Origin of the sequence: Cytobacillus firmus NBRC 15306 (assembly GCF_001591465.1) — a bacterium.
Classification (GTDB): domain Bacteria; phylum Bacillota; class Bacilli; order Bacillales; family Cytobacillaceae; genus Cytobacillus; species Cytobacillus firmus.
In genome coordinates this window covers 18,917-42,133 of the sequence record NZ_BCUY01000030.1, presented here as the reverse complement: position 1 = coordinate 42,133, position 23,217 = coordinate 18,917, and the positions used below count along the sequence as shown (strand labels likewise).

Below are 23,217 nucleotides of genomic sequence, written 5' to 3'. Positions count from 1 at the left end.
GGAACTGCACAGAAAATTAAAGAATTAATAAACAGGGGGTGACGAGATGGGGAAAATCATTCAGCTTGATGATACGCTTTCTAATAAAATTGCTGCCGGCGAGGTGGTGGAGCGGCCAGCATCGGTGGTAAAAGAATTGATGGAGAATTCGATTGATGCCGGAAGCACGATTATTGAAATTGAAGCGGAAGAAGCCGGCCTGGCCAAAATCCGCATTATCGATAATGGCGATGGCATTGAGGAAGATGATGTCCTGAATGCCTTTCATCGCCATGCCACCAGTAAAATTAAAGACGAAAATGACCTTTTCCGCATCCGCACGCTCGGATTCCGCGGCGAGGCATTGCCAAGTATTGCGTCGGTATCGAGGATTGAAATGAAAACCTCAACTGGGGATTACGGCACACGTGTTGTCATAGAAGGCGGAAAAGTGGAAGTGATGGAAAAGGCACCCGGCAGAAAAGGGACTGACCTGACCGTGACGGATTTATTTTTCAACACGCCGGCAAGGCTTAAGTATATGAAGACGATTCACACAGAACTTGGCAATATTACAGATGTGGTTAACAGGCTGGCGCTCGCCCATCCGGAGGTCGCCATCCGCCTGATCCATAATGAGCGAAAGCTCCTGCAGACGAACGGAAACGGGGATGTCCGGCAGGTGCTTGCAGCTATTTATGGGCTCAATATTGTGAAGAAGATGGTTCGGATTGAAGCAAGCTCACTTGATTTTAAAATCAGCGGATATGCAGCAATGCCGGAGATTACAAGAGCATCAAGAAACTACATTTCTACCATGATCAACGGCCGCTTCATCAAGAATTATTCTTTGGCCAAAGCCATTCAGGAGGGGTATCATACTCTGCTGCCAATCGGCCGCTACCCGATTGTGCTCCTGAACATTGAAATGGATCCGCTCCTTGTCGATGTGAACGTCCATCCGTCGAAAATTGAGGTACGCTTAAGCAAGGAACATGAATTGAATGAGCTTGTATCAGGTGCTTTGAAGGCTGCATTTAAAAAAGAGGAACTGATCCCATCCGGATTTACACAGCCGAAGACCATGAAGCCTAAGTCAGAACAGACGGCTCTTGAACTGGATCATTTGCCTGAGCATCGGGAGCATGTGCCTTCTTTTGTTCGTGAAGCGAGGGAGGATGCTATCCGGCAGTACCCGAATGGGGCAGTTCTGCAATGCTCGCAAAGTTTTCCTGCTGAACCGCAAGCAGCAAAAGCTCCCGACTTGCAGGATACACCTTCCTTGGATTTTAGCCCTTCATCAAAGGAATTGCCTCAAGGGGATCAGCACATATTCCAGCCCGAAGAGCCGAGAGCTGCAGGACTGGAACAATTTTTCGCTGAGACTGCCACAGTTGAGGAGCCATCACGGGTGCCCCCCCTTTATCCGATCGGGCAAATGCATGGGACGTATATTTTTGCCCAGAATGACCGGGGCCTTTACATCATTGATCAGCACGCCGCACAGGAGCGGATTAAGTATGAGTATTTCAGGGAGAAGGTCGGCCAGGTTGAAAGCGAATTGCAGGAGATGCTCATTCCGCTCACCTTTGAATACTCAACAGATGACTATATCAAAATCGATGAATACAAAGTCGAGCTTGAAAAAGTGGGGGTATTTCTTGAGCCGTTCGGACATAACAGCTTTATCGTCCGTTCCCACCCGCAATGGTTGCCAAAAGGCGAAGAACAGGAAATTATTGAGGATATGATTGAACAGCTCTTAGCCATGAAGAGAGTTGATATTAAAAAACTGCGTGAGGAAGCTGCCATTATGATGAGCTGTAAAGCTTCCATTAAAGCGAATCACCATCTCCGCAATGATGAAATCCAGGCGCTGCTTGATGAATTGCGGAGGTCTTCCGATCCGTTCACATGCCCGCATGGACGGCCGATCATCATACATTACTCCACTTATGAGATGGAGAAAATGTTTAAGAGGGTAATGTAGAAAAGAACGACGCTGAACCAGAGTGGTTCGGCGTTTTTTTATTCATAGACGGCGATAATTTTATTATGTAAACTAAGTGGTGTTTGGCCCATAATTTTTTCTTTTTTCGCTCATAAAACTTTATTTCGCTCAAAATGTCAATATACAAAACAAAAAAGCATCCATTTCGCAGAATGGATGCTTTTCTTATAGCTTATCTCACTGCCGTATGCAGCTTATCAATAAATTGCAGGGCTTTTCCTGTTCCAACCGCTACAGATTCAAGCGGGCTAGGTGCAAGGTGTACAGGGACTACAATTTCCTGTGAAAGCCATTCCTGCATGCCGTTTAAAAGGGCACCTCCGCCGGAAAGAATCACACCTCGGTCTACGATGTCTCCGCTGAGTTCAGCCGGGCTGTCCTCTAATGTTGCGCGGATTGCTTCAAGAATGTGAAGCAATGATTCTTTGATTGCATCACGGATTTCATAGGAAGTTAGAGTAATCGTCTTGGGCAGGCCGGTAACAAGGTCGCGGCCGCGCACTTCCATTGTCAGTTCTTCATGGTCAACCAGCGCGTAGCCGATTTCCATTTTAATATGTTCGGCTGTTCTCTCTCCGATCAGAACGTTGTATTCTTTACGTACATATTGAATAATATCATCGTCAAGTCTGTCGCCGCCAATCCGGATGGAATTGCAGGCTACCACTCCGCCGAAAGAGATTATGGCTACTTCTGTTGAGCCGCCGCCAATGTCAACAACCACGTTCGCGACAGGCTCATCGACAGGCATTCCTGAACCAATTGCTGCTGCCACAGGCTCTTCGATCAGATGTACTTTCTTCGCCCCCGCATTGCGGACAGCATCATGGATAGCTCTTCTTTCAACACTTGTCGAACCAGATGGCGTACAAACAACGACATTCGGCTTTCTGATCGCGAATCCGACTTTTTTCGATGCTTTTCGCATAACCTGGCGAAGCATTTCAGTGGTCGTGTCATAATCCGCGATAACCCCGTCTTTTAGTGGACGGATGGCAACGATGCGGCCTGGTGTTTTCCCAATCATTTCTTTTGCTTCTTTACCAACAGCTAACACTTTTTTCGTTTCTGTATCAATTGCTACTACAGACGGTTCGTTTAAGATAATGCCTTTTGTTTTGCTGTATACAAGTATATTAGCAGTCCCTAAGTCAATTCCAATTTCAGATGTATTTATCATCAATCATTCACCCAATTTCAAATTTATATTGTCACGATATAACCTTCTAATAAATTAACATGATTTTGGGGGTTAGCCTTGATTTGTTATGGAATCGTTAATAAAATGTAATTTTATAAGAAAATTTTAGGGGAATTGTCGAATAGAATGGGCAAAACTTGTTCATAATGCATAAATGTTCTGTTTTTGTAAAAAGAATGGTAAGATGATACCTGAAAAATTTTCCTGCTTTATGTTAGGATAATAAATAGAATGGCAGTAAAGGCAGTGAACAGATGATTGAAAAAGAAAAGCTGGCAGTGCTGATTGGCCCTACAGCTGTTGGAAAAACGAAATTAAGCATTCTGCTGGCGAAAAGATTTAATGCCGAGATTATCAGCGGAGATTCTATGCAAATATATAAAAGCATGGATATCGGCACTGCAAAAATCAAAGAGGAAGAGATGGAAGGGATACCGCATCATCTAATTGACATCAAAAATCCTGAAGATCCCTTTTCGGCAGCTGAATTTCAGGAACTGGTCCGAAGCAAAATCACAGAAATAACTTCAAGAGGCAAACTTCCAATGATAGTTGGAGGCACGGGATTGTATATTCAATCCGTTATTTATGATTATCAATTCTCTGATGCGCCTTCAAATGAAGAATTCAGAAAAACATTGGAGGAACGCGCCGAAAGGGAAGGCAACGATGCCCTTTTTAAGGAGCTTTTGGCCATAGACCCTGAAAGTGCAGAAAAAATTCACCCCAATAACATTCGAAGAGTGGTCAGGGCATTGGAAATTTACCATTGCACAGGGAAACCGATGTCTCAGTATCAGGAGAATCAGGATCCAGAACTTCTTTATGATACGGCACTGATTGGGTTGACCATGGATCGGGATACCTTATATGAACGCATCAATTTCCGAGTTGAGATCATGATGAAGGAAGGCTTGCTTGAAGAGGTGAGATCCCTGTATGATCAGGGATTAAAGGATTGCCAGTCCATACAGGCCATCGGGTATAAAGAGCTGTATGAATACTTTAATGGGCGTGTTTCATTGGAGGATGCTGTAGAAAATCTGAAACAAAATTCAAGAAGATATGCAAAAAGGCAGCTGACATGGTTTCGAAACAAGATGAATGTGGAATGGTTTGATATGTCCGATTCAGTCGATCCTCATGAGTTTGAAAAAAAATTCGCTGAAATTTCTGCTCATATTGAAGGAAAGCTGAAAATAAAATCGAATACATAATGATAGAGATAAAAGAGGAGGATTATAATGAAATCAGCAATCAATATTCAAGATCAGGTACTTAACCAGTTACGTAAGGACAATATTAATTGTACTGTATTTTTGTTGAATGGATTCCAGATAAGAGGCCAAATCAAAGGCTTTGATAATTTTACAGTATTATTCGAATCAGAAGGGAAACAGCAGCTTGTTTATAAGCATGCCATTTCTACCTTCGTTCCACAGCGCAATGTTCAGCTGGATATGGAAAACCAGCAATAATATAAAACCCGAAGAAAAGCCCGCTTTGACTGAAGCGGGCTATTTTCTTATGCAAAGACAAATATTTTTAATGAAATGGATAATGGGTGAATACATATAGATATGAGAATTTATTGTGGATATGAAGGGAAGTTGATTGGTGGGCTTTTTCCCCGTGAACTGGTAGAATGCAGCCAGTTATCCGCACCCTCTTAAGCGGAGAAAAACCCGTTATTTCTCGGGAAACCGCATGAACCGACACTCCCGCATTGATTCTTGTTGAAAAGAGCGGGACATTGTCGCATTTTAGCCTAGTAACCGTATTCTCGGGAATCATATAGGCTTTTGTCACAACGATTACTTCTATGCGTATACTGTGCTAAGAATGTGAGGTGATAGCTTTTGGACCAGCCGATTCGCCTGAAAAATAACGGACAGATCAGCATTGTGCTCAATTCACAAAAGCGTAAAACATACACAAAAGAGCTTCCCGAATCCCAAGCGGCTCCAAAAGTCATTCCGGCTGAGCATACAGCTCTCAAAGAAATTGAAGAAGAACTTGGCGCTCTTGTGGGAATGGAAGAAATGAAGAAAATGATCAAGGAGATTTATGCCTGGATTTATGTGAATAAAAAACGGGAAGAAGCCGGTCTCAAAGCTGGGAAGCAAGCATTGCATATGATGTTTAAAGGCAATCCCGGCACAGGTAAAACAACGGTTGCCCGATTAATAGGCAAGCTTTTTCAAAAAATGAATGTGCTGTCAAAAGGACATCTGATTGAAGCAGAGCGGGCCGACCTTGTCGGTGAATACATTGGCCATACCGCACAAAAGACGAGGGATTTGGTCAAAAAAGCGATTGGCGGGATTCTTTTTATCGACGAAGCGTACTCATTAGGGAGAGGTGGAGAAAAAGACTTTGGCAAGGAAGCCATTGACACCCTCGTCAAGCATATGGAAGACCGGCAGCATGACTTTATCCTGATTCTGGCAGGCTATTCCAGAGAAATGAATCATTTCCTGACGCTGAACCCGGGTCTTCATTCCCGTTTTCCCCTTGTTGTGGACTTCCCTGATTACTCGATAGAGCAGCTGATGGAAATTGGGCAGAGGATGCTTAAGGAAAGGGAGTATACTTTAAGTCACGAATCCGAAAAGAAGCTGAGGGAGCACTTGCACTTCGTAAAAACCAATCTCAGCCCCAATAGCTTTTCAAACGGGCGCTACATCAGAAACATCCTTGAAAAATCAATCAGAGCTCAGGCCATGCGCCTGTTAATGCAAAACAGCTATGATAAACATGATCTGATGACTATCAGGAGCAATGATTTGGTGTTTGAAGAAGCTGATTAAGGGGATATTGAAATAAAATAGGCAGTGTCAATGAACATTGGCATTGTCTTTTTACTCGAGGAGGAATGTATAATGAATGAAATTACAGTTTATACTACGAATACTTGTCCGTATTGTACGATGGTGAAGAACTTCCTTGAACAGCAGGGGCTGGAGTATAAAGAGGTTAATGTCCAGAATGATCAGAGAGAGGCACAAAAACTGGTTGAAACCACAGGCCAAATGGGAGTGCCTCAAATTAATGTGAATGGAAAATGGGTCATTGGTTTTGATCCAAATACAATCATGGCGAATGTAAAGCAATAATATAGAGAGGCCTGACCGGCTTAAGCCGATGCTTTTGTCCCCAGCCTCTTAACGGGAAGCTTCCAATTATATGTGTAAGATAAAACCCTCAGAGCGGTAATGATGATAAACAAAGTGTAAAGTTCAAACGGTGCTTCGGCGATTCCAAGTCCGACTCCAAAACCGCAAAGGATAGCCCAGACCGCATAGATTTCAGACCGCAATACAAGCGGTTTTCTCCTTGCAAGCAGGTCACGGATTATGCCGCCTCCGCTTCCTGTCAGTACAGCAGCCACAATCACAGCGCTTAATGGATGGTTCATTTCCGTTGCGTACAGTGCTCCTTGGATGGCAAACGCGGATAATCCGATTGCGTCTGTGAAATTGCCCCATTTTTGCCAGTGTTTGAGCAGGTTGTTCGGGAACAGCATTACTGCTGTGATGGATAAAAGGGCAATCTGAAAAAATAAACCCTGTTCCCAAAGGGCAGAGACAGGAACACCTATCAGCAGGTTTCGGATGGCCCCGCCGCCAAAAGCGGTAACAATCCCAAGAATGTATACACCTAAAATATCATATTCTTCTTCCATCGCCACAATTGCTCCGCTGACAGCGAAAGCAACAGTGCCGATCATACTTAAAACTTCCCATGTCATATGCCATTTCTCCTCATGATGCAGATCTATAAATCTTTTTTTATTTAATTTAATTAAAATCGTAAATTCTTTCCAAACAATATGATTTTAACACGGGAAAAAAGAAATACAACCATTTTTTTATTCAATTCATATGGACGGTGCAAAAGCCTATGAATAGCTGTGAAAATTAGTATTTGAATATGATTTTTGTTATGATGTTATCAATTAAAATAAGCAAATGAAAGAGGGATGCTGGTTGGAACATAAACCAGATTATGAAAAAGTCATTCTTGTCGGCTGCCATACTGATGAAGATGACCAGCGGTTTGAATATTCAATGGAAGAATTGGAATCGCTGACTGAAACGGCAAACGGAAAAGTTTTAGCTTCGATTACTCAAAAAAGGGAACGGGTTCATCCGTCTACATATATAGGAAAAGGGAAAGTGGAGGAACTGGGTGCACTTCAGGAAGAAATGGAAGCAGATATTATCATTTTTAACGATGAGCTCTCACCAAGCCAGGTTCGAAACCTATCTGCAGATTTGGATGCACGAATCATTGACCGCACACAGCTGATTTTAGATATCTTTGCGCAGAGGGCGCGCTCTAAAGAAGGGAAGCTGCAGGTCGAATTGGCACAGCTGCAGTATCTGCTGCCGCGCCTGTCAGGCCAGGGTGTCCAGCTTTCAAGACTGGGCGGAGGAATCGGCACGAGGGGGCCGGGTGAGACCAAGCTAGAATCAGACCGCCGCCATATCCGCCGCCGCATTGATGATATTAAGACCCAGCTTTCTGTCATTGTGCAGCACCGTGACAGATACCGTGAACGGAGGAAGAAAAACAAAGCATTCCAAATAGCGCTTGTCGGCTATACAAATGCAGGGAAATCCACGATTTTTAACAGATTGTCGGAAGCGGATTCCTATGAAGAAAACCAGCTGTTTGCCACACTTGACCCGATGACCCGCAAGCTGATTTTGCCAAGCGGATTTATCACACTTGTGACAGATACAGTCGGATTTATTCAGGATTTGCCGACTACGCTCATTGCAGCCTTCCGTTCCACTCTGGAAGAAGTAAAGGAAGCAGATCTTCTTCTTCATGTGGTCGATATGTCCAATCCGGATTATTACCAGCATGAGCAGACAGTCAATAAACTGATAGAAGATTTGGAAAATGATAAAATACCGCAGCTGACAGTATATAATAAGAGAGATTTAAGGCATCCTGATTTTGTCCCGACTGCCAGGACAGAAACGATTCAGATCAGTGCCTTTGAAGAAGATGACCGTAATGAGCTGAAACGCAAAATTGAGCAGATGATCCTGGGAATGATGAAGCATTACCATGTGGAGGTGCCTTCGACAGAAGGGAAACTGCTGTCACAGCTCAAGAATGAAACCATCCTGAGGGAATTGACTTTTAATGAAGACAAAGAACTCTACGTTTGCAAGGGCTATTACCTCGAAGACCATCAGATTTCAGGGCCTTTAATGAAATATACCGTATAGTTAGGAGAACATCATGTTTCAACAGTTATCACAAGGGGAAAAGCTCCAGCCAATTGTAAAAGAAGTGGAGCAGCAAATTTCAGAAGTATTAAAGAACATTGATGAGCGGATTGATGAGAATCAATTCCGTGTATTAAAGAGCTTTCAAAATTTCAAAGTCAGCGATTCTCATTTCATTCCATCAACCGGTTACGGTTACGATGATATCGGCAGGGATACACTGGAGGAAATATATGCAGAAGTATTCGGCGGGGAAGCCGGATTGGTGCGTCCTCAGATTATTTCGGGCACCCATGCCATTTCCATTGCACTCTTTGGCGTATTGCGGCCGGGTGATGAATTGATGTACATAACAGGCAAGCCCTATGACACATTGGAAGAAATCGTTGGAATCCGGGGAACAGGCAGCGGCTCGCTTAAAGAGTTCGGCATTGGATACAATAGCATCCCGCTGAATGAAGATGGAAGCATCAATTACCCTGAGGTTGAAAAAGCCATCAGGCCGAACACAAAAATGATTGGCATTCAGCGTTCTAAAGGATACGCAACAAGACCATCTTTTACAATTGAACAAATTGAAGAAATGATTCAGTTTGTAAAAAAAGTTAAACCGGATGCGATTGTTTTTGTTGACAATTGTTATGGGGAGTTTGTAGAGGACTTGGAGCCTTGTCATGTTGGGGCAGATTTGATGGCCGGGTCGCTGATCAAGAACCCTGGTGGGGGGATCGCCAAGACTGGCGGTTATATTGTCGGGAAAAAAGAATGGGTGGAAGCCTGTTCCTACCGAATGACTTCCCCGGGAATTGGTGCAGAAGCGGGTGCGTCCCTTTACAGCCTCCAGGAAATGTATCAGGGCTTTTTCCTTGCTCCACACGTTGTCGGCCAGGCGGTGAAAGGGGCAGTTTTTACAGCAGCATTGCTTGAGCGGCTTGGAATGAACTCCAATCCACAATGGGACAGTAAAAGAACTGATTTAATCCAATCTGTCCAATTCGATGAAAAAGAAAAAATGGTGGCATTTTGCCAGGCGATTCAATTTGCATCTCCTGTTAATTCCCATGTAACTGCCTATCCTGCTTATATGCCAGGATATGAAGACGATGTTATCATGGCAGCGGGTACTTTTATTCAGGGTGCAAGCATTGAATTGACCGCAGACGGACCAATCAGGCCTCCATACGTTGCCTATGTGCAGGGCGGCCTTACCTATTCACATGTGAAAATGGCTGTATGCATCGCATTGAACCATTTGCTGGAAAAGGGTTTAATCCAAATAAATTAGGTAAATATAAGAGGGACAGCTAAATAGTTAGTTGTCTCTTTCTTTTGCTTTACAGAGAATTATATGAAAATATGAAAGGCAAATTTTTTTTGAAAAAATTATGTTATAAAATCTAACATAGTGTTGACAGATTATCTGACATTACATATAATAAATTCAAGAAGTAATCGAAAAGGGGGAGAAATAGTTGACTGGAAGCGAAATTCGACGTTCCATGCCGCTTTTCCCAATTGGTACTGTCATGCAGCTGACTGATCTTACTGCCAGGCAGATTCGTTACTATGAAGAACACCAATTGATTTCTCCAGCTAGAACTGACGGAAATAGAAGGCTTTTTTCCTTAAACGACATCGATGTCCTTCTGGAAATTAAAGATTTAATTGATCAAGGCGTGAATATGGCCGGGATCAAGCAGCTCTTTTTCGTTAAAGAACAGCAAGCGCTAACTGAAACCATGAATAAACAAGCAGAAAAAGCGAGACGCGATCTATCGGATGAAGAAATCCGGAAACTTCTTCGCAAAGAAATTGTGCAGGCAGGGCGTTTTAATCGATCTTCATCCCGGCAGGGCAACATCCACCGCTTTTTCCATTAAGAAAGCTGTTTTTAAGCTCGTTGATAATGTCTTGGATTTCCGAGCGCGCATTAACAGAGCAAAAAATAAAACACTCATGAAAATTTAAGGGAGGAACTACCAGTGGCAAAGTTTACTAAAGAAGATATTAAACGTATTGCAGAAGAGGAAAATGTGAAATTTGTACGTTTGCAGTTTACGGATATCCTGGGGACAATTAAGAATGTGGAAATTCCAATCAGCCAGCTTGAAAAAGCGCTTGATAACAAAATGATGTTTGATGGATCTTCAATCGAAGGTTTCGTTCGCATTGAAGAGTCAGACATGAATTTATATCCAGACCTTGATACTTGGGTAGTATTTCCTTGGACTGCGGAAAAAGGCAAAGTGGCACGTCTGATTTGTGATATCTATAATCCGGATGGAACTCCATTCCTTGGCGATCCGCGCAGCAATCTAAAACGCATCCTTAAGGAAATGGAAGATCTTGGTTACACTGATTTTAACTTAGGACCTGAACCGGAATTCTTCCTTTTTAAGCTTGACCATGCAGGAGAACCGACTCTGGAACTGAACGACAATGGCGGATACTTCGACCTTGCTCCAACTGATCTTGGCGAAAACTGCCGACGTGATATTGTACTTGAGCTTGAAGAAATGGGCTTTGAAATTGAAGCTTCCCACCATGAGGTTGCACCTGGACAGCACGAAATCGATTTCAAATATGCGGATGCATTAACAGCTTGTGACCAAATCCAGACGTTCAAGCTGGTTGTTAAAACAATTGCCCGCAAGCACGGCTTGCATGCGACATTCATGCCGAAGCCATTATTCGGTGTCAGCGGATCCGGAATGCATTGCAATGTTTCACTATTCAAAGATGGCAAAAATGCATTCTTCAATGAAACCGGCGATCTTCAACTAAGTGATGATGCCCGCCACTTTATTGCTGGTATCGTGAACCATGCAACTGCATTTACAGCTGTGACAAACCCTATAGTTAACTCATACAAGCGTCTGGTTCCTGGCTATGAAGCACCTTGCTATGTTGCCTGGTCTGCTCAAAACCGTTCACCCCTCATCCGTATCCCTGCTTCCCGCGGAATAAGTACACGTGTTGAGGTGCGGAGCGTTGACCCTGCTGCAAACCCATACCTTGCTATGGCCGTATTATTAAAAGCTGGCCTGGACGGAATCAAAAATAAAATGACTCCTCTTGCTCCAGTGGACCGCAATATCTATGTCATGACAAAAGAAGAGCGTGAGGAAGAGGGAATCAAGGATCTGCCTCCTACATTGGCAGCAGCGCTTGAAGAGCTAAAGAGAGATGAGGTAATTGTATCTGCTCTTGGCGACCACATTTTCGAACATTTCATTGAAGCGAAAGAAATCGAGTGGGATATGTTCCGTACGCAAGTGCATCCATGGGAGCGCGAGCAGTACCTGAGCATGTACTAAGAAAATATGACAAACCCCTGGCCGATAGAGCCAGGGGTTTTTATCATAAAAAATACAAAAACCCCGTTCTTCAAATGAACGAGGTTTTAACTAATTTCTATCTCTCTGCATCTCTCTATTCTTTGTGCCTTATTTTTAAGAAATCGAGACATGTCAGCAGTGCATCTCCTCCAAATCCTGCAATCACCGCCAGGAGAACTACCTTTAAGGCAGAGTCAGGATCTGAAGATACGACCAAAAAAACAGCCGCTATAGCCCCCATGATTACCTCTTCAAAGACCCCCAGATAGATGAATTTTTTTGTCCTTCTGGGTTTAACCATTTTGCCTTCTTTCCGAATATGTCCAACGACACCAACCAGTCCACCAATCAACAAAGCGAAGGTAATGTTCAAAAACATTTTTTCTTCACACTCCTAAAGTCGAGATTTTGGACAAGCGACCTTAGGTTGATTCTCGGTGTATTACCATTATATAGAAAGCGGCTATAAAATAATATGCATAAAAATACCGAATTTTCTGAATAATAATTTAGTCATACATGACTGTAACCTTATGCTAAAAGAAAAGTATCAGTTACTTTCGTAGGATTTAACTGATAGTATCAGGTAATAGGAACTGAAAACTTTCTTAAAATTGGAAAAAACAAAAAGCAGGCAGAGACGCCTGCTTTTTACCAATCTATTAATGCATGTGACGATATACGCCTATAACCTTGCCAAGAATAGAAACATTTCGGAGGATAATCGGTTCCATTGTTGAGTTTTCCGGCTGCAGACGGATAAAGTCTTTTTCTTTAAAGAATCTCTTGACCGTTGCTTCATCTTCCTCTGTCATGGCAACCACGATATCCCCATTATTGGCAGTGCTCTGCTGTTTGACGATTACATAATCTCCATCAAGGATTCCTGCTTCAATCATACTTTCGCCCATGATCTCAAGCATGAATACATGCTCGTCAGCAGGTGCCATTCTTTCCGGAAGAGGGAAATATTCTTCAACATTTTCAATTGCCGTTATCGGCTGCCCTGCTGTTACTTTACCGACGATCGGAACATTGACTGCATTGACCTTGGGAATGTTAGAAGCCTCGTCCAAATCTAAAATTTCAATGGCACGTGGTTTAGTAGGATCTCTGCGAATCAGCCCTTTGCTTTCAAGCCTGGCGAGATGACCATGAACGGTCGAGCTTGAAGCCAGGCCGACTGCTTCCCCGATTTCCCTTACAGAAGGGGGATAACCCCTCAATTTAACTTCTTCTTTTATAAACTCCAATATATCTTGCTGCCTTTTTGATAATTTCACCATCTTTACGCACCTCGTATGTGTTTTTGTTGTCTCAATTATAGCATCAATTACCATATGATACAAACATAAGTTCGAATTTTTATTGACACGAAACAAATGTTCGGTCTATAATAAAAACAACAAAAGCGAACATATATTCTTTTAGAGGTGGTATATCATGCTGAACAAATTGTGGAAATCATATTCTTATGCTATTATTCTATTCGTTTTAAGCCTGGCAGCATCGTTAATAATGCTAATAGAAACACCTGATACGGAAAAGTTTGTGAAAGTCACTGTTGCAGAAGGTGATTCTTTATGGAAGATTGCTGAAAATTTTTCTGCTGAGCATTCTCTGTCTACAGATCAATTTATTATTTGGGTAGAACGAAATAATGGGATAGCGGCAGGAAGGATTTTTCCGGGTGATGAAATTGTCATTCCAGTAAAAGCGCTGGATGATCAGTCATATAAAGAGCTTGCCAGTTCAAACCTTAAAGAATAAGGAGAAGTTATGAAAGCAATTATATACTGCAGAGTTAGTACAACAAAGGATACCCAGGAAACGTCCCTTTCAAGACAGGAAGAAGAGCTGGTGAACCTGGCGGGAAAGCATGACTTTGAAGTAGTCCAAATCATCCGCGAACAGGCCAGCGGATACGATCTTGAAAGAGACGGTATATTGGAGCTTTTAGACTTAATTAAAAAAAAGGATATTAAGGTTGTCCTCATCCAGGATGAAACCAGGCTGGGGAGGGGGAATGCCAAGATTGCGATTCTCCATTGCATCTTAAAAGAAGAAGTCCAGTTATTTAGCATCTCGAATAACGGCAAGCTGCAGCTTTCGGAATCAGATTCGATGGTCCTCAGCATCGTAGGGATGGTAGAGGAGTATCAGAGAAAGCTGCATAACATCAAAATCAGACGCGGCATGCAGCGGGCTGTTGATAAAGGATACAGGCCCGAGAAAAACCTAAGTAATCAGGGAGCAAATGGCGGCAGGGAAAGAATAGAGGTGCCGATAGAAGAAATTGTCCGGCTGAGGAAAAACGAGTTAACATTTGCTGAAATTGCAGCTACGCTTAGAGGATTTGGCTATAAGATTTCCAAAGCAACTGTCCATAGAAGGTATAAAGAACATATTGATTCACTTGCTGAGTAGAGCACTTTTCTTGTCAAAAGTGCTCATTTTTAGTATGATGGCATTTGAGTTTCAGTATTGTTCCGTATCTGAAGCTGCTGTATAATAAAAACTTCCATCACAATTATTTAAAGGTAAACTTTTGATATAAAGGAGTTTTAATAAATGCTGCCTAAACAAAAACTTGCCCGAATTAATGAACTGGCAAAGAAGGCCAAGGAATCCGGACTAACAGAAGCAGAAGCGAAAGAACAGACGTCTTTGCGCAAAGAGTATTTGGAGACTTTCCGCTCTGGTATGTTAAACACGCTTAAAGGCGTTACAATCGTTGACCCGAAAGGGAACGATGTAACTCCGAAAAAGCTGAAAGATTTCCAAAATAAAAACCGCCTTCACTAATAATATAATTGCAAGGGATACACTGTGCTGTATTCCTTCTTTTAATAGAGGAGATGGCATTACTGATCTATCTCCGCTTTTTTACATATGCCGGGTCTTTTTGTGTCAATATAGTAACAAACCGGCTTTTTTTGTCCTTTACCTAACCCTATTGGTTGTGAAAAAAAGGGACACCCGATAATATTAAAAGAGTGAAGAATTACTACTCGAAAGGATGTATTGAATGTTTAATCACACAGATGAACTATCCATCAGTTCCATTCGTACTTTATCAATTGACGCCATTGAAAAGGCGAACTCAGGCCATCCGGGCATGCCAATGGGAGCTGCGCCAATGGCTTATACGCTTTGGACACGCTTCATGAACCATAATCCGAAAAATCCGGAATGGTTCAACCGTGACCGTTTCGTCCTTTCTGCCGGACATGGCTCTATGCTTTTATACAGTCTTCTTCATCTTTCCGGCTATGATGTTTCCATGAATGACATTAAAGAATTCAGACAGTGGGGAAGCAAGACGCCAGGCCACCCTGAATTCGGCCATACTCCTGGTGTTGACGCAACAACAGGCCCATTAGGACAAGGTATTGCAATGGCTGTTGGTATGGCAATGGCTGAACGCCACCTGGCTGCAACATACAACAAAGACAACTTCAATGTTGTTGACCACTATACATATAGCATCTGCGGTGACGGAGACCTTATGGAAGGCGTTTCGGCTGAAGCTGCTTCCCTTGCTGGCCACTTAAAGCTTGGAAGACTGGTTGTTCTGTATGATTCAAATGATATCTCACTTGATGGAGACCTTGATAAGTCTTTCTCTGAAAGTGTTGAACAGCGCTTCAAGTCATACGGCTGGCAGTATATCCGCGTAGAAGACGGCAATGATCTTCACGAAATCGCAAAAGCAATTGAAGAAGCGAAGCAGGATGAAAACCGACCAACAATGATTGAAGTCAAAACAGTCATTGGCTACGGTTCTCCAAACAAATCAGGTAAATCTGATGTTCATGGCGCTCCACTAGGTGCTGATGAATTGAAATTAACGAAAGAAGCCTATAAGTGGACTTTCGAAGAAGATTTCCATGTTCCTCAGGAAGTATATGATCACTTCAAGCAGCAGGTTGTGGAAAGCGGCTCTAAGAAGCAGCAGGAATGGGAAGACCTTTTTGCACAGTATAAAGAAGCACATCCTGAGTTAGGAAAACAGCTGGAGCAAGCAATCAATGGCGAGCTTTCAGAAGGCTGGGATAAAGACATCCCTGTTTATGAAGAAGGAAAGAGCCTTGCAAGCCGTGCTTCTTCCGGAGAAGTGCTAAATGCAATCGCACAAAACCTGCCTTCTTTCTTTGGCGGATCTGCAGACCTTGCAGGCTCTAACAAAACAATGATTAAAGGTACTGGCGACTTTACAGCTGAGTCATTTGACGGCCGCAACATCTGGTTTGGTGTACGTGAATTTGCGATGGGTGCTGCACTTAATGGTATGGCCCTTCACGGCGGATTAAAAGTATTCGGCGGAACATTCTTCGTGTTCTCTGATTACCTGCGCCCGGCAATCCGTCTGGCTGCACTTATGAACCTGCCTGTAACGTATGTATTCACACATGACAGTATCGCTGTCGGTGAAGACGGACCTACACATGAGCCTGTAGAACAGCTTGCTGCATTGCGTGCAATGCCAAACCTATCTGTTGTCCGCCCTGCTGACGGAAATGAAACAGCAGCTGCATGGAAAACAGCAATTGAATCAACAAACAAGCCAACTGCATTAGTATTGACCCGTCAAAACCTTCCTACTTTAAAAGGAACGGATTCAGCGGCATACGATGGCGTACAAAAAGGTGCTTATGTTGTTTCGCCAGCTTCCAACAGCAACGCGGATGTATTATTGCTTGCTGCAGGATCTGAGGTTAGTCTGGCAGTTGAAGCACAAAAAGCGCTTGAAGGCGAAGGCATCCATGCATCTGTAGTGAGCATGCCTGCCTGGGACCGCTTTGAAGCTCAATCAAAAGAGTACAAAGAGAGCGTAATTCCTAAGACAGTCAAGAAACGTCTTGCCATTGAAATGGGATCTTCACTTGGCTGGCACCGATATGCAGGAGATGAAGGCGATGTTCTTGCCATCGATACCTTCGGCGCATCTGCACCAGGTGAAAGAATTATGGAAGAATACGGATTCACCGTAGACAACGTTGTAGCACGTGTTAAAGCCTTGCTGCAGGGATAATGATATTTTGGAAGGGAGAGCCTAGAGGCTCTTCCTTTTTTTATGCCATTAAAGACAGTGAGTATTTCAGCCGTCATCAAAAAACAAGATTACCATTAATCAAATCGGGGAATATGCAATAGTGAATATTTGTAAAAGAGTCAAACAGCAGATGTTCTTCCACCAAGAATCCTCATAATCAACTGAATTCTTCGATTTCGACAAAATTAGTGAAAGTTTTTAACATCTTCAGACACATTCCTTATATTCGTTTACTTATAATTGAAAGAAATGGATTGTCCCGGAAGGAGGGGCCAGATGAGAGCTTATCAATTGTATTTAATAGAAGATGAATTTGCGTCCCATTATTTTGGCAGGGAGCGGATGTTTTTTCAGTTGTTTGAAGAGTATGAGCGTTCGTCAGGTGAAATGAAGTCTATTCTATCGAAGCAAATTGATTTTGTGACTAAGCCAATCCCGGGTTTGAAAGTGCATCAATATATCCACCAGCAGCTCCAGAGAAAAAAGGACTTTATCATAGAAAAAAGTGCATACTATATAGAGATGAGCAAAAGAAGCAGGGCGAAGCTTGAAGTATTTGAACGGAGCCTGGTTTTAGAAGCGGCCGGCAGCTATGAGGCAGAAACGGTTTTTTTCGAAGTGCTGCGAAAAAGCGAGTCTTCGTTTCTGGCTGTTGACCTTCAGCATAAGCGGTATGGCTGGCTAAAACCGATAAAAGAGAGAAAATTCGTCTAAAATAAGAGAAAAACTGAAGCAAATATTGTATAATAACCTTTGGTCTAGTACACTGTATGATAGACAACATGAAGGAGGAAGTTAGTATGGGTATGTACATTCTAGTTGGTGTACTGGCGCTTTTAGCCGGTGTAGCACTAGGATTTTTCATTGCTCGAAAATATATGATGAGCTACCTGGAGAAAAATCCGCCAATTAATGAACAAATGCTTAAAATGATGATGATGCAAATGGGCATGAAGCCATCTCAAAAGAAGATCAATCAAATGATGAATGCCATGAACAAGCAGACTGGCAAGTAATCAGGGACAAGCATCCCATCAGAAACCACTTTTCTGTTACAATACCAGGAAGGTGGTTTTTTTATATCAAAAATGAAATCTTCTCAAGGCGGCAGCGGATCCGGCATTAAAGCAGGAACTTGAAGACAGATTGACAACACTTAAGCAGGAAGTTGAAGAGTTTATCGCCCTTCAGGAGATCCCGAAGCTGGCTGAAGATGTTCATCAGGATCTGGTTACACAGAATGAAGCGCTTCTGGCTGAGATCAATAAAGTATTGGAGAACGGCAGCCTAGCACTTGATCAGCTGGAGAACTCAGAGCTGTTCACTACGATTAATGAGGCAACAAGCCTGATAAACCGCATAGAAGCATTAGGGCAAAAAATCTTCCTTATTTTCTCAATATTTGATAAACTATTAAAGCTATTATGGATTTCGGAGGATGGGGTATGAAGGTTTTTTTGGATTTGATGTGGTTTTTTAAGCAGGAGAAAAAGGCTTATGTAAACGGGGTAATTCTGCTGTTATTTGTGGCAATGCTGCAGCTGGTCCCTCCAAAGGTAGTTGGGATTGTTGTCGACTCGATTAAAAATGGCGATCTGACTGCACAAGCATTAATCATGTGGGTTGGACTTCTGATTGTTGTTGCCCTCATGATGTATGTGCTTCGCTATTATTGGCGCATTATGATTTTCGGTTCAGCCGTTAAGCTTTCCAAACTCCTGCGCAACAGGCTTTATCTGCATTTTACGAATATGTCGCAGGCCTTTTACCAGAAAAAGCGTGTAGGGGATTTGATGGCACATGCGACCAATGATCTGCAGGCCATTCAGCAGACCGCGGGGGCTGGGGTCCTAACCTTTGTCGATTCACTGGCGACAGGCGGCTTCGTTATCATCGCCATGGCGGCAACTATCAGCTGGAAGCTGACGCTGATCTGTTTGATCCCGATGCCCTTCATGGCACTTCTCACGAGCTGGTATGGAACACTTCTTCATAAACGGTTCCACAAGGCACAGGAGGCTTTTTCTTCACTGAATGACAAAACTCAGGAAAGTGTTTCAGGAATTAAAGTGATTAAAACATTCGGCCAGGAAAAAGAAGATATTGAAGATTTCCGCAGGCAGTCTGAAGAGGTAGTGCAAAAAAACATTTCTGTTGCACGTGTTGATTCTTTGTTTGATCCGACGATCAGCATTATTGTAGGGATCTCTTTCTTCCTATCTATTGCATTTGGATCAAGATATGTGATTGCAGGAGAGCTGACAATCGGGCAGCTGGTTTCATTTACAACTTATTTGGGTCTCCTGATTTGGCCAATGCTCGCATTTGGCTGGCTGTTCAACATTGTCGAGAGAGGCCGCGCCTCTTATGATCGAGTTTCTGCTCTTCTTGCAGAAGAAATCGATATTAAGGATGATGAGGCTGGCATCAATGAAGTTCCAAGCGGTGATATTGAGTACAGGATTGAGACGTTCGCCTATCCGGGTGAACAGGAAGCGCTGCTTAAGGATATTTATTTTAGGCTGGAAAGAGGAGAGACTCTCGGGATAGCAGGCAAAACGGGTGCGGGCAAAACCACACTTCTGAAGCTATTGTTCCGGGAGTTTGAAGGCTATAAAGGAGAAATTCTGTTTGCAGGACATCCAATCAGCCGCTATAAAATCGGAAAGCTGAGAGAAGCAATTGGCTATGTCCCGCAGGAACACTTCCTGTTCTCGGCCACTGTTGCTGAAAATATAGCTTTCACGAGGCCGGATGCAGACTTTGAAGATATATATGCGGCAGCCAAACTGGCCAATATTCATGATGATATTCTTGAATTTACAGAAGGTTATAAGACTGTTGTAGGCGAGAGAGGAGTCTCCCTTTCCGGAGGGCAGAAGCAGCGTATTTCCATTGCACGAGCACTTATGATGAATCCGGAAGTATTGATTTTGGATGACTCCCTTTCTGCTGTTGATGCCAGAACAGAGGAAGCGATTCTTACTTCATTGCGGGCTGAGCGGGCTGGCAAAACAACGATTATTACAGCTCATCGGCTGAGCGCTATTCAGCATGCGAATCTCATATTGGTGCTGGATGAAGGAAGGATTGTTCAGAGGGGAACACATGATGAACTAATGGCTGAAGAAGGCTGGTATAAGAATATGCATCTGCGCCAGCAGCTGGAAGAGCTTGTGGAGCATGGGGGATAAGACAATGGAAAAGACACCGATTATGAAGGGAAAAGAGCAGCGGAAGGTCCTTTTTCGGCTGCTTTCCTATACAAAACCGCATAAGAAAACAATCACACTTGCCTTCAGTCTGCTTCTGTTAACTACGATTGGAGACATACTGGGGCCGATTCTTGTCAAAATTTTTATCGATGATTATTTAACACCGGGCAATCTGGTTTTCGAGCCGTTATTGGTCCTTGGTGCAGCATATCTGGGCATTCAGATCATGAATGTGCTGGTATCCTATTTTCAGCTGCTGAAATTCCAGGAAATTGCGCTTAAAATCATTCAGCAGCTGCGTGTGGATGTCTTTTCAAAAGTTCAGTCACTGGGCTTGAAATACTTCGATAAAACGCCTGCCGGAAGCATTGTATCCAGGGTTACCAATGATACAGAGGCGATTAAAGATATGTTTGTCAGTGTCCTGGTTACCTTCATTCAGGGCGCCTTCCTTTTGACAGGGATCTTTGTGGCGATGTTTATCCTGAATGTGAAGCTGGCTCTATTCTGCCTGGTGATTCTCCCGATTCTTTTTATAATCATTCGTACGTACCGTAAATACAGTTCGGTTTTTTATAAGGACTTAAGAGAAAGGCTGAGCCAGCTGAATGCAAAACTGAGTGAATCCCTGCAGGGAATGTCCATCATCCAAGTATTCAGGCAGGAAAAAAGGCTGCGGAAGGAATTTGGCGATATCAATGAGCAGCATTACCAAGCAGGAATGCGCAATATCAAAATGGATGGGCTGCTGTTAAGGCCGGCCATTGATCTTGTGTATGTTCTGGCACTTATTATAGTATTGAGCTTCTTTGGCATTTCTTCTTTTAACAGTCCGGTCGAAATAGGTGTGCTGTATGCCTTTGTCAGCTATCTGGACCGCTTTTTTGAGCCTGTGAATCAGATCATGATGAGGCTTTCCATGTATCAGCAGGCAATCATTGCCGCTTCGAGAGCCTTTGCATTGCTGGACGAAAAGGAGGTTGCCCCAGCACAGGAGGACAGCAAGTCTGCTGGAATCCAGGAGGGTGAGATTGAGTTCAGGAACATCAGCTTCTCCTATGACGGCAAACGGGATGTATTGAAAAACATTTCTTTTACAGCCAAGCCGGGTGAAACCGTTGCCCTGGTTGGCCATACCGGCAGCGGCAAGAGCTCAATCATTAATATAATGATGCGATTCTATGAATATGAGCGCGGCGATATTTTCATTGACGGAAAAAGCATTAAGACTTATCCAGCGGAAGAATTGCGGACGAAGATGGGGCTCGTCCTTCAGGATCCTTTCCTATTTTACGGGACGATTAAAGATAACATCAGACTTCATAATGAGGAATTGACAGATGAAGAGATTGAAGCTGCGGCTCAGTTTGTTCAGGCCCATACATTCATAGATAAGCTGGAAGACGGATATGAGCATGCGGTAGTTGAGCGTGGTTCGACTTTTTCCAGCGGGCAAAGACAGCTTATTGCCTTTGCAAGGACGATTGCTGCCAATCCGAAAATTCTTGTGCTGGATGAAGCAACAGCCAATATTGATACAGAAACAGAGGAAGCGATTCAAACCGCACTGGAAAAAATGCGGAAGGGCCGGACGACGATTGCGATTGCTCATCGATTGTCTACGATACAGGATGCAGAATTGATTCTCGTTCTTCATCAGGGGGAAATAGTAGAAAGAGGAACGCACCAGGAATTGCTGGCAAAGCGGGGGTTGTATCATAAAATGTATCTGCTGCAGAATGGAACTCCTGAAAAAGTGGAGGATGCAGCAGGTTAATGGAGTAACAAAAAACAGCCTGCAATTACTGCATGGCTGTTTCTTAATGTGTCTGCACTTTTTTTATGAAGCTACGGTTATATTCATTTAATAGGGCATCCAATTCCTGGCTGTATCGGATTGCTGCGGCAGAGCTTAAGCCGCTTTTCATGGCCACTTGAATTAACTCTGTTCTTTTTTGTTCGATTAATGTAAGCAGTTCCTGTTTACACATGGCCGGATAGTTCCTCTCTGATCATTTCTTATATGTAAGCTAAACTCTGCAAATTTGAATCCATGTCAAAAGCTGAAAGATAATAACAGAATTTGTTAAGATCTATACTAGTATATCGAATTATGGTAATAAATTCAAAAGAAACTTGTTTTAAACTTTAGTAACATTTACATTAAAATTACATGTTTTAGGTTGAAAATTAATATGAATTTTAGTAACAGCTAGTGACACAAAATGTTCACATACTATCCATTATCTTTTCTATATGGGATTTGTTAGAATGAAATTGGAATGAATGAGTATCAGGAGTTGTGACTATGACAGATTTGAATGTATTTATTGCATTAGGGGCAGGGTTTTTAAGCTTTGTTTCACCTTGCTGCCTGCCATTATATCCGGCTTTTTTATCGTATATCACCGGAATGTCTGTAGGGGAGATTAAAGAAGAAAATGCGATGATGCAGAGAAGGAGCATGCTTCATACACTCTTCTTCCTGATCGGATTTTCGGCCATTTTTATCGCAATTGGGTTTGGCACAACCTTGCTTGGTCAGTTCTTTCAGCAATACCAGGATTTAATCAGGCAAATTGGCGCTATCTTTGTATTTATCTTTGGATTATTAATTGTAGGCATTATTAAGCCCGAATTTCTTATGAAAGAAAGGCGGTTTGAATTTAAGAACCGTCCATCAGGCCTTCTAGGATCTGTTCTGATCGGAATGGCATTCGCAGCAGGCTGGACCCCATGCACAGGTCCAATATTAGGGGCGGTGTGGTCATTAGCAGTCACAAATCCTAATTCGGCAATGGTTTACATGATCGCCTATATTCTTGGCTTTGCTATACCGTTCTTTGTTCTTTCCTTCTTCATCGGAAAAATGCAATGGATCAGGCGAAACAGCGCCAAGATTATGAAAATAGGCGGTGTATTGATGATGATCATGGGTGTGGTTTTATTCTTTGACTGGATGACAAAAATCATTATTTTCCTTTCACCGTTATTTGGCGGATTTACTGGTTTCTAAAAGCAGGGGCACATTCAAGTTGGGAATGTGCCCCTTTTTATGTTTTAAGGAAAAAGGGCTATGACTGGTGGTCGAAATTTGTCATATTCTTTCAATTGAAATTTATCTGATAGTTCGATATATTGAAATATGTGTTCTTTGAGAGTGGATTAATG

Annotated in this window: 23 protein-coding genes and 1 pseudogene; 19 read left to right on the top strand and 5 right to left on the bottom strand. The window is 42.8% G+C overall.

Features of this window, described 5'->3' with window-relative positions; translation table 11 throughout:
- Positions 1–46 precede the first annotated feature (46 nt).
- Positions 47–1,969, top strand: a complete 1,923-nt coding sequence (gene mutL / locus BFI01S_RS10725; protein ID WP_061792620.1) for a DNA mismatch repair endonuclease MutL — start codon at positions 47–49, stop codon at positions 1,967–1,969.
- A gap of 193 nt (positions 1,970–2,162) precedes the next feature.
- On the opposite strand, the gene mreBH is transcribed toward mutL, so the two are convergent.
- On the bottom strand, positions 2,163–3,170 hold the full coding sequence (mreBH, locus tag BFI01S_RS10720; RefSeq protein WP_061792619.1) for a rod-share determining protein MreBH: 1,008 nt from the start codon (positions 3,168–3,170) through the stop codon (positions 2,163–2,165).
- Between the two features lie 275 nt (positions 3,171–3,445).
- Here mreBH and miaA point away from each other — a divergent pair, with 275 nt between their 5' ends.
- From miaA to BFI01S_RS10700, 4 genes are all read left to right on the top strand, one after another.
- The gene (gene miaA, locus BFI01S_RS10715; RefSeq protein WP_061792618.1) at positions 3,446–4,408 is read left to right on the top strand and encodes a tRNA (adenosine(37)-N6)-dimethylallyltransferase MiaA; all 963 of its coding nucleotides are present in this window, start codon (positions 3,446–3,448) and stop codon (positions 4,406–4,408) included.
- Positions 4,409–4,435: 27 nt separating this feature from the next.
- The gene (gene hfq / locus BFI01S_RS10710; protein WP_009330585.1) at positions 4,436–4,669 is read left to right on the top strand and encodes an RNA chaperone Hfq; all 234 of its coding nucleotides are present in this window, start codon (positions 4,436–4,438) and stop codon (positions 4,667–4,669) included.
- A 381-nt stretch (positions 4,670–5,050) separates the two neighbouring features.
- Positions 5,051–6,001, top strand: a complete 951-nt coding sequence (gene spoVK / locus BFI01S_RS10705) for a stage V sporulation protein K (protein WP_061792617.1) — start codon at positions 5,051–5,053, stop codon at positions 5,999–6,001.
- A 72-nt stretch (positions 6,002–6,073) separates the two neighbouring features.
- Positions 6,074–6,307 (top strand): glutaredoxin family protein, encoded by a 234-nt coding sequence (locus tag BFI01S_RS10700; protein WP_061792616.1) that lies wholly within the window; start codon positions 6,074–6,076, stop codon positions 6,305–6,307.
- Between the two features lie 20 nt (positions 6,308–6,327).
- Here the strand turns inward: BFI01S_RS10700 and BFI01S_RS10695 are convergent, their stop codons facing one another.
- Positions 6,328–6,942: a trimeric intracellular cation channel family protein gene (locus tag BFI01S_RS10695; protein ID WP_061792615.1), complete on the bottom strand. Its 615-nt coding sequence runs from the start codon at positions 6,940–6,942 to the stop codon at positions 6,328–6,330.
- 238 nt (positions 6,943–7,180) lie between these two features.
- On the opposite strand from BFI01S_RS10695, the gene hflX reads away from it, so the two are divergent.
- From hflX to glnA, 4 genes are all read left to right on the top strand, one after another.
- The gene (gene hflX, locus BFI01S_RS10690) at positions 7,181–8,437 is read left to right on the top strand and encodes a GTPase HflX (protein ID WP_061792614.1); all 1,257 of its coding nucleotides are present in this window, start codon (positions 7,181–7,183) and stop codon (positions 8,435–8,437) included.
- Positions 8,438–8,450: 13 nt separating this feature from the next.
- Positions 8,451–9,722 carry a methionine gamma-lyase family protein gene (locus BFI01S_RS10685; protein ID WP_061792613.1) on the top strand — a complete coding sequence of 424 codons (1,272 nt, stop codon included), beginning with the start codon at positions 8,451–8,453 and terminating at the stop codon, positions 9,720–9,722.
- A 187-nt stretch (positions 9,723–9,909) separates the two neighbouring features.
- Positions 9,910–10,317 (top strand): MerR family transcriptional regulator, encoded by a 408-nt coding sequence (locus tag BFI01S_RS10680; RefSeq protein ID WP_061792612.1) that lies wholly within the window; start codon positions 9,910–9,912, stop codon positions 10,315–10,317.
- 102 nt (positions 10,318–10,419) lie between these two features.
- Complete coding sequence (gene glnA / locus BFI01S_RS10675) at positions 10,420–11,754, top strand: type I glutamate--ammonia ligase (protein WP_061792611.1); 1,335 nt, start codon at positions 10,420–10,422, stop codon at positions 11,752–11,754.
- A gap of 115 nt (positions 11,755–11,869) precedes the next feature.
- Here glnA and BFI01S_RS10670 read toward each other — a convergent pair whose 3' ends face one another.
- Both BFI01S_RS10670 and lexA read right to left on the bottom strand, forming a co-directional pair.
- Positions 11,870–12,154, bottom strand: a complete 285-nt coding sequence (locus tag BFI01S_RS10670) for a DUF4257 domain-containing protein (protein ID WP_061792610.1) — start codon at positions 12,152–12,154, stop codon at positions 11,870–11,872.
- Between the two features lie 283 nt (positions 12,155–12,437).
- On the bottom strand, positions 12,438–13,061 hold the full coding sequence (lexA, locus tag BFI01S_RS10665) for a transcriptional repressor LexA (RefSeq protein WP_061792609.1): 624 nt from the start codon (positions 13,059–13,061) through the stop codon (positions 12,438–12,440).
- A 157-nt stretch (positions 13,062–13,218) separates the two neighbouring features.
- Between lexA and yneA the strand changes: the two genes are divergently transcribed.
- The 9 genes and pseudogenes from yneA (at position 13,219) to BFI01S_RS10620 (ending at position 21,823) form a co-directional block, all read left to right on the top strand.
- Positions 13,219–13,545 carry a cell division suppressor protein YneA gene (gene yneA / locus BFI01S_RS10660; RefSeq protein WP_061792608.1) on the top strand — a complete coding sequence of 109 codons (327 nt, stop codon included), beginning with the start codon at positions 13,219–13,221 and terminating at the stop codon, positions 13,543–13,545.
- Between the two features lie 9 nt (positions 13,546–13,554).
- Positions 13,555–14,202 (top strand): YneB family resolvase-like protein, encoded by a 648-nt coding sequence (locus BFI01S_RS10655; RefSeq protein ID WP_061792607.1) that lies wholly within the window; start codon positions 13,555–13,557, stop codon positions 14,200–14,202.
- 144 nt (positions 14,203–14,346) lie between these two features.
- A complete protein-coding gene (locus BFI01S_RS10650) occupies positions 14,347–14,580 on the top strand; it encodes a DUF896 domain-containing protein (protein ID WP_035330672.1) in 234 nt (77 codons plus the stop codon).
- 223 nt (positions 14,581–14,803) lie between these two features.
- Positions 14,804–16,810 (top strand): transketolase, encoded by a 2,007-nt coding sequence (tkt, locus tag BFI01S_RS10645; protein WP_061792606.1) that lies wholly within the window; start codon positions 14,804–14,806, stop codon positions 16,808–16,810.
- Between the two features lie 297 nt (positions 16,811–17,107).
- The gene (sirA, locus tag BFI01S_RS10640; RefSeq protein ID WP_061792605.1) at positions 17,108–17,545 is read left to right on the top strand and encodes a sporulation inhibitor of replication protein SirA; all 438 of its coding nucleotides are present in this window, start codon (positions 17,108–17,110) and stop codon (positions 17,543–17,545) included.
- Positions 17,546–17,631: 86 nt separating this feature from the next.
- Positions 17,632–17,847, top strand: a complete 216-nt coding sequence (locus BFI01S_RS10635; RefSeq protein ID WP_009330559.1) for a YneF family protein — start codon at positions 17,632–17,634, stop codon at positions 17,845–17,847.
- A gap of 97 nt (positions 17,848–17,944) precedes the next feature.
- A pseudogene (locus BFI01S_RS10630) lies at positions 17,945–18,280 on the top strand (DUF6376 family protein); the annotation flags it as partial.
- Positions 18,277–20,025: an ABC transporter transmembrane domain-containing protein gene (locus BFI01S_RS10625; protein WP_061792604.1), complete on the top strand. Its 1,749-nt coding sequence runs from the start codon at positions 18,277–18,279 to the stop codon at positions 20,023–20,025. The pseudogene BFI01S_RS10630 and the gene BFI01S_RS10625, both read left to right, overlap by 4 nt.
- 4 nt (positions 20,026–20,029) lie before the next feature.
- Positions 20,030–21,823, top strand: a complete 1,794-nt coding sequence (locus BFI01S_RS10620; protein ID WP_061792603.1) for an ABC transporter ATP-binding protein — start codon at positions 20,030–20,032, stop codon at positions 21,821–21,823.
- A 43-nt stretch (positions 21,824–21,866) separates the two neighbouring features.
- Here BFI01S_RS10620 and BFI01S_RS10615 read toward each other — a convergent pair whose 3' ends face one another.
- Positions 21,867–22,037 (bottom strand): aspartyl-phosphate phosphatase Spo0E family protein, encoded by a 171-nt coding sequence (locus BFI01S_RS10615; RefSeq protein WP_048009069.1) that lies wholly within the window; start codon positions 22,035–22,037, stop codon positions 21,867–21,869.
- 317 nt (positions 22,038–22,354) lie between these two features.
- Between BFI01S_RS10615 and BFI01S_RS10610 the strand changes: the two genes are divergently transcribed.
- Positions 22,355–23,062 (top strand): cytochrome c biogenesis CcdA family protein, encoded by a 708-nt coding sequence (locus BFI01S_RS10610; protein ID WP_061792602.1) that lies wholly within the window; start codon positions 22,355–22,357, stop codon positions 23,060–23,062.
- The last annotated feature ends 155 nt before the right edge of the window (positions 23,063–23,217 follow it).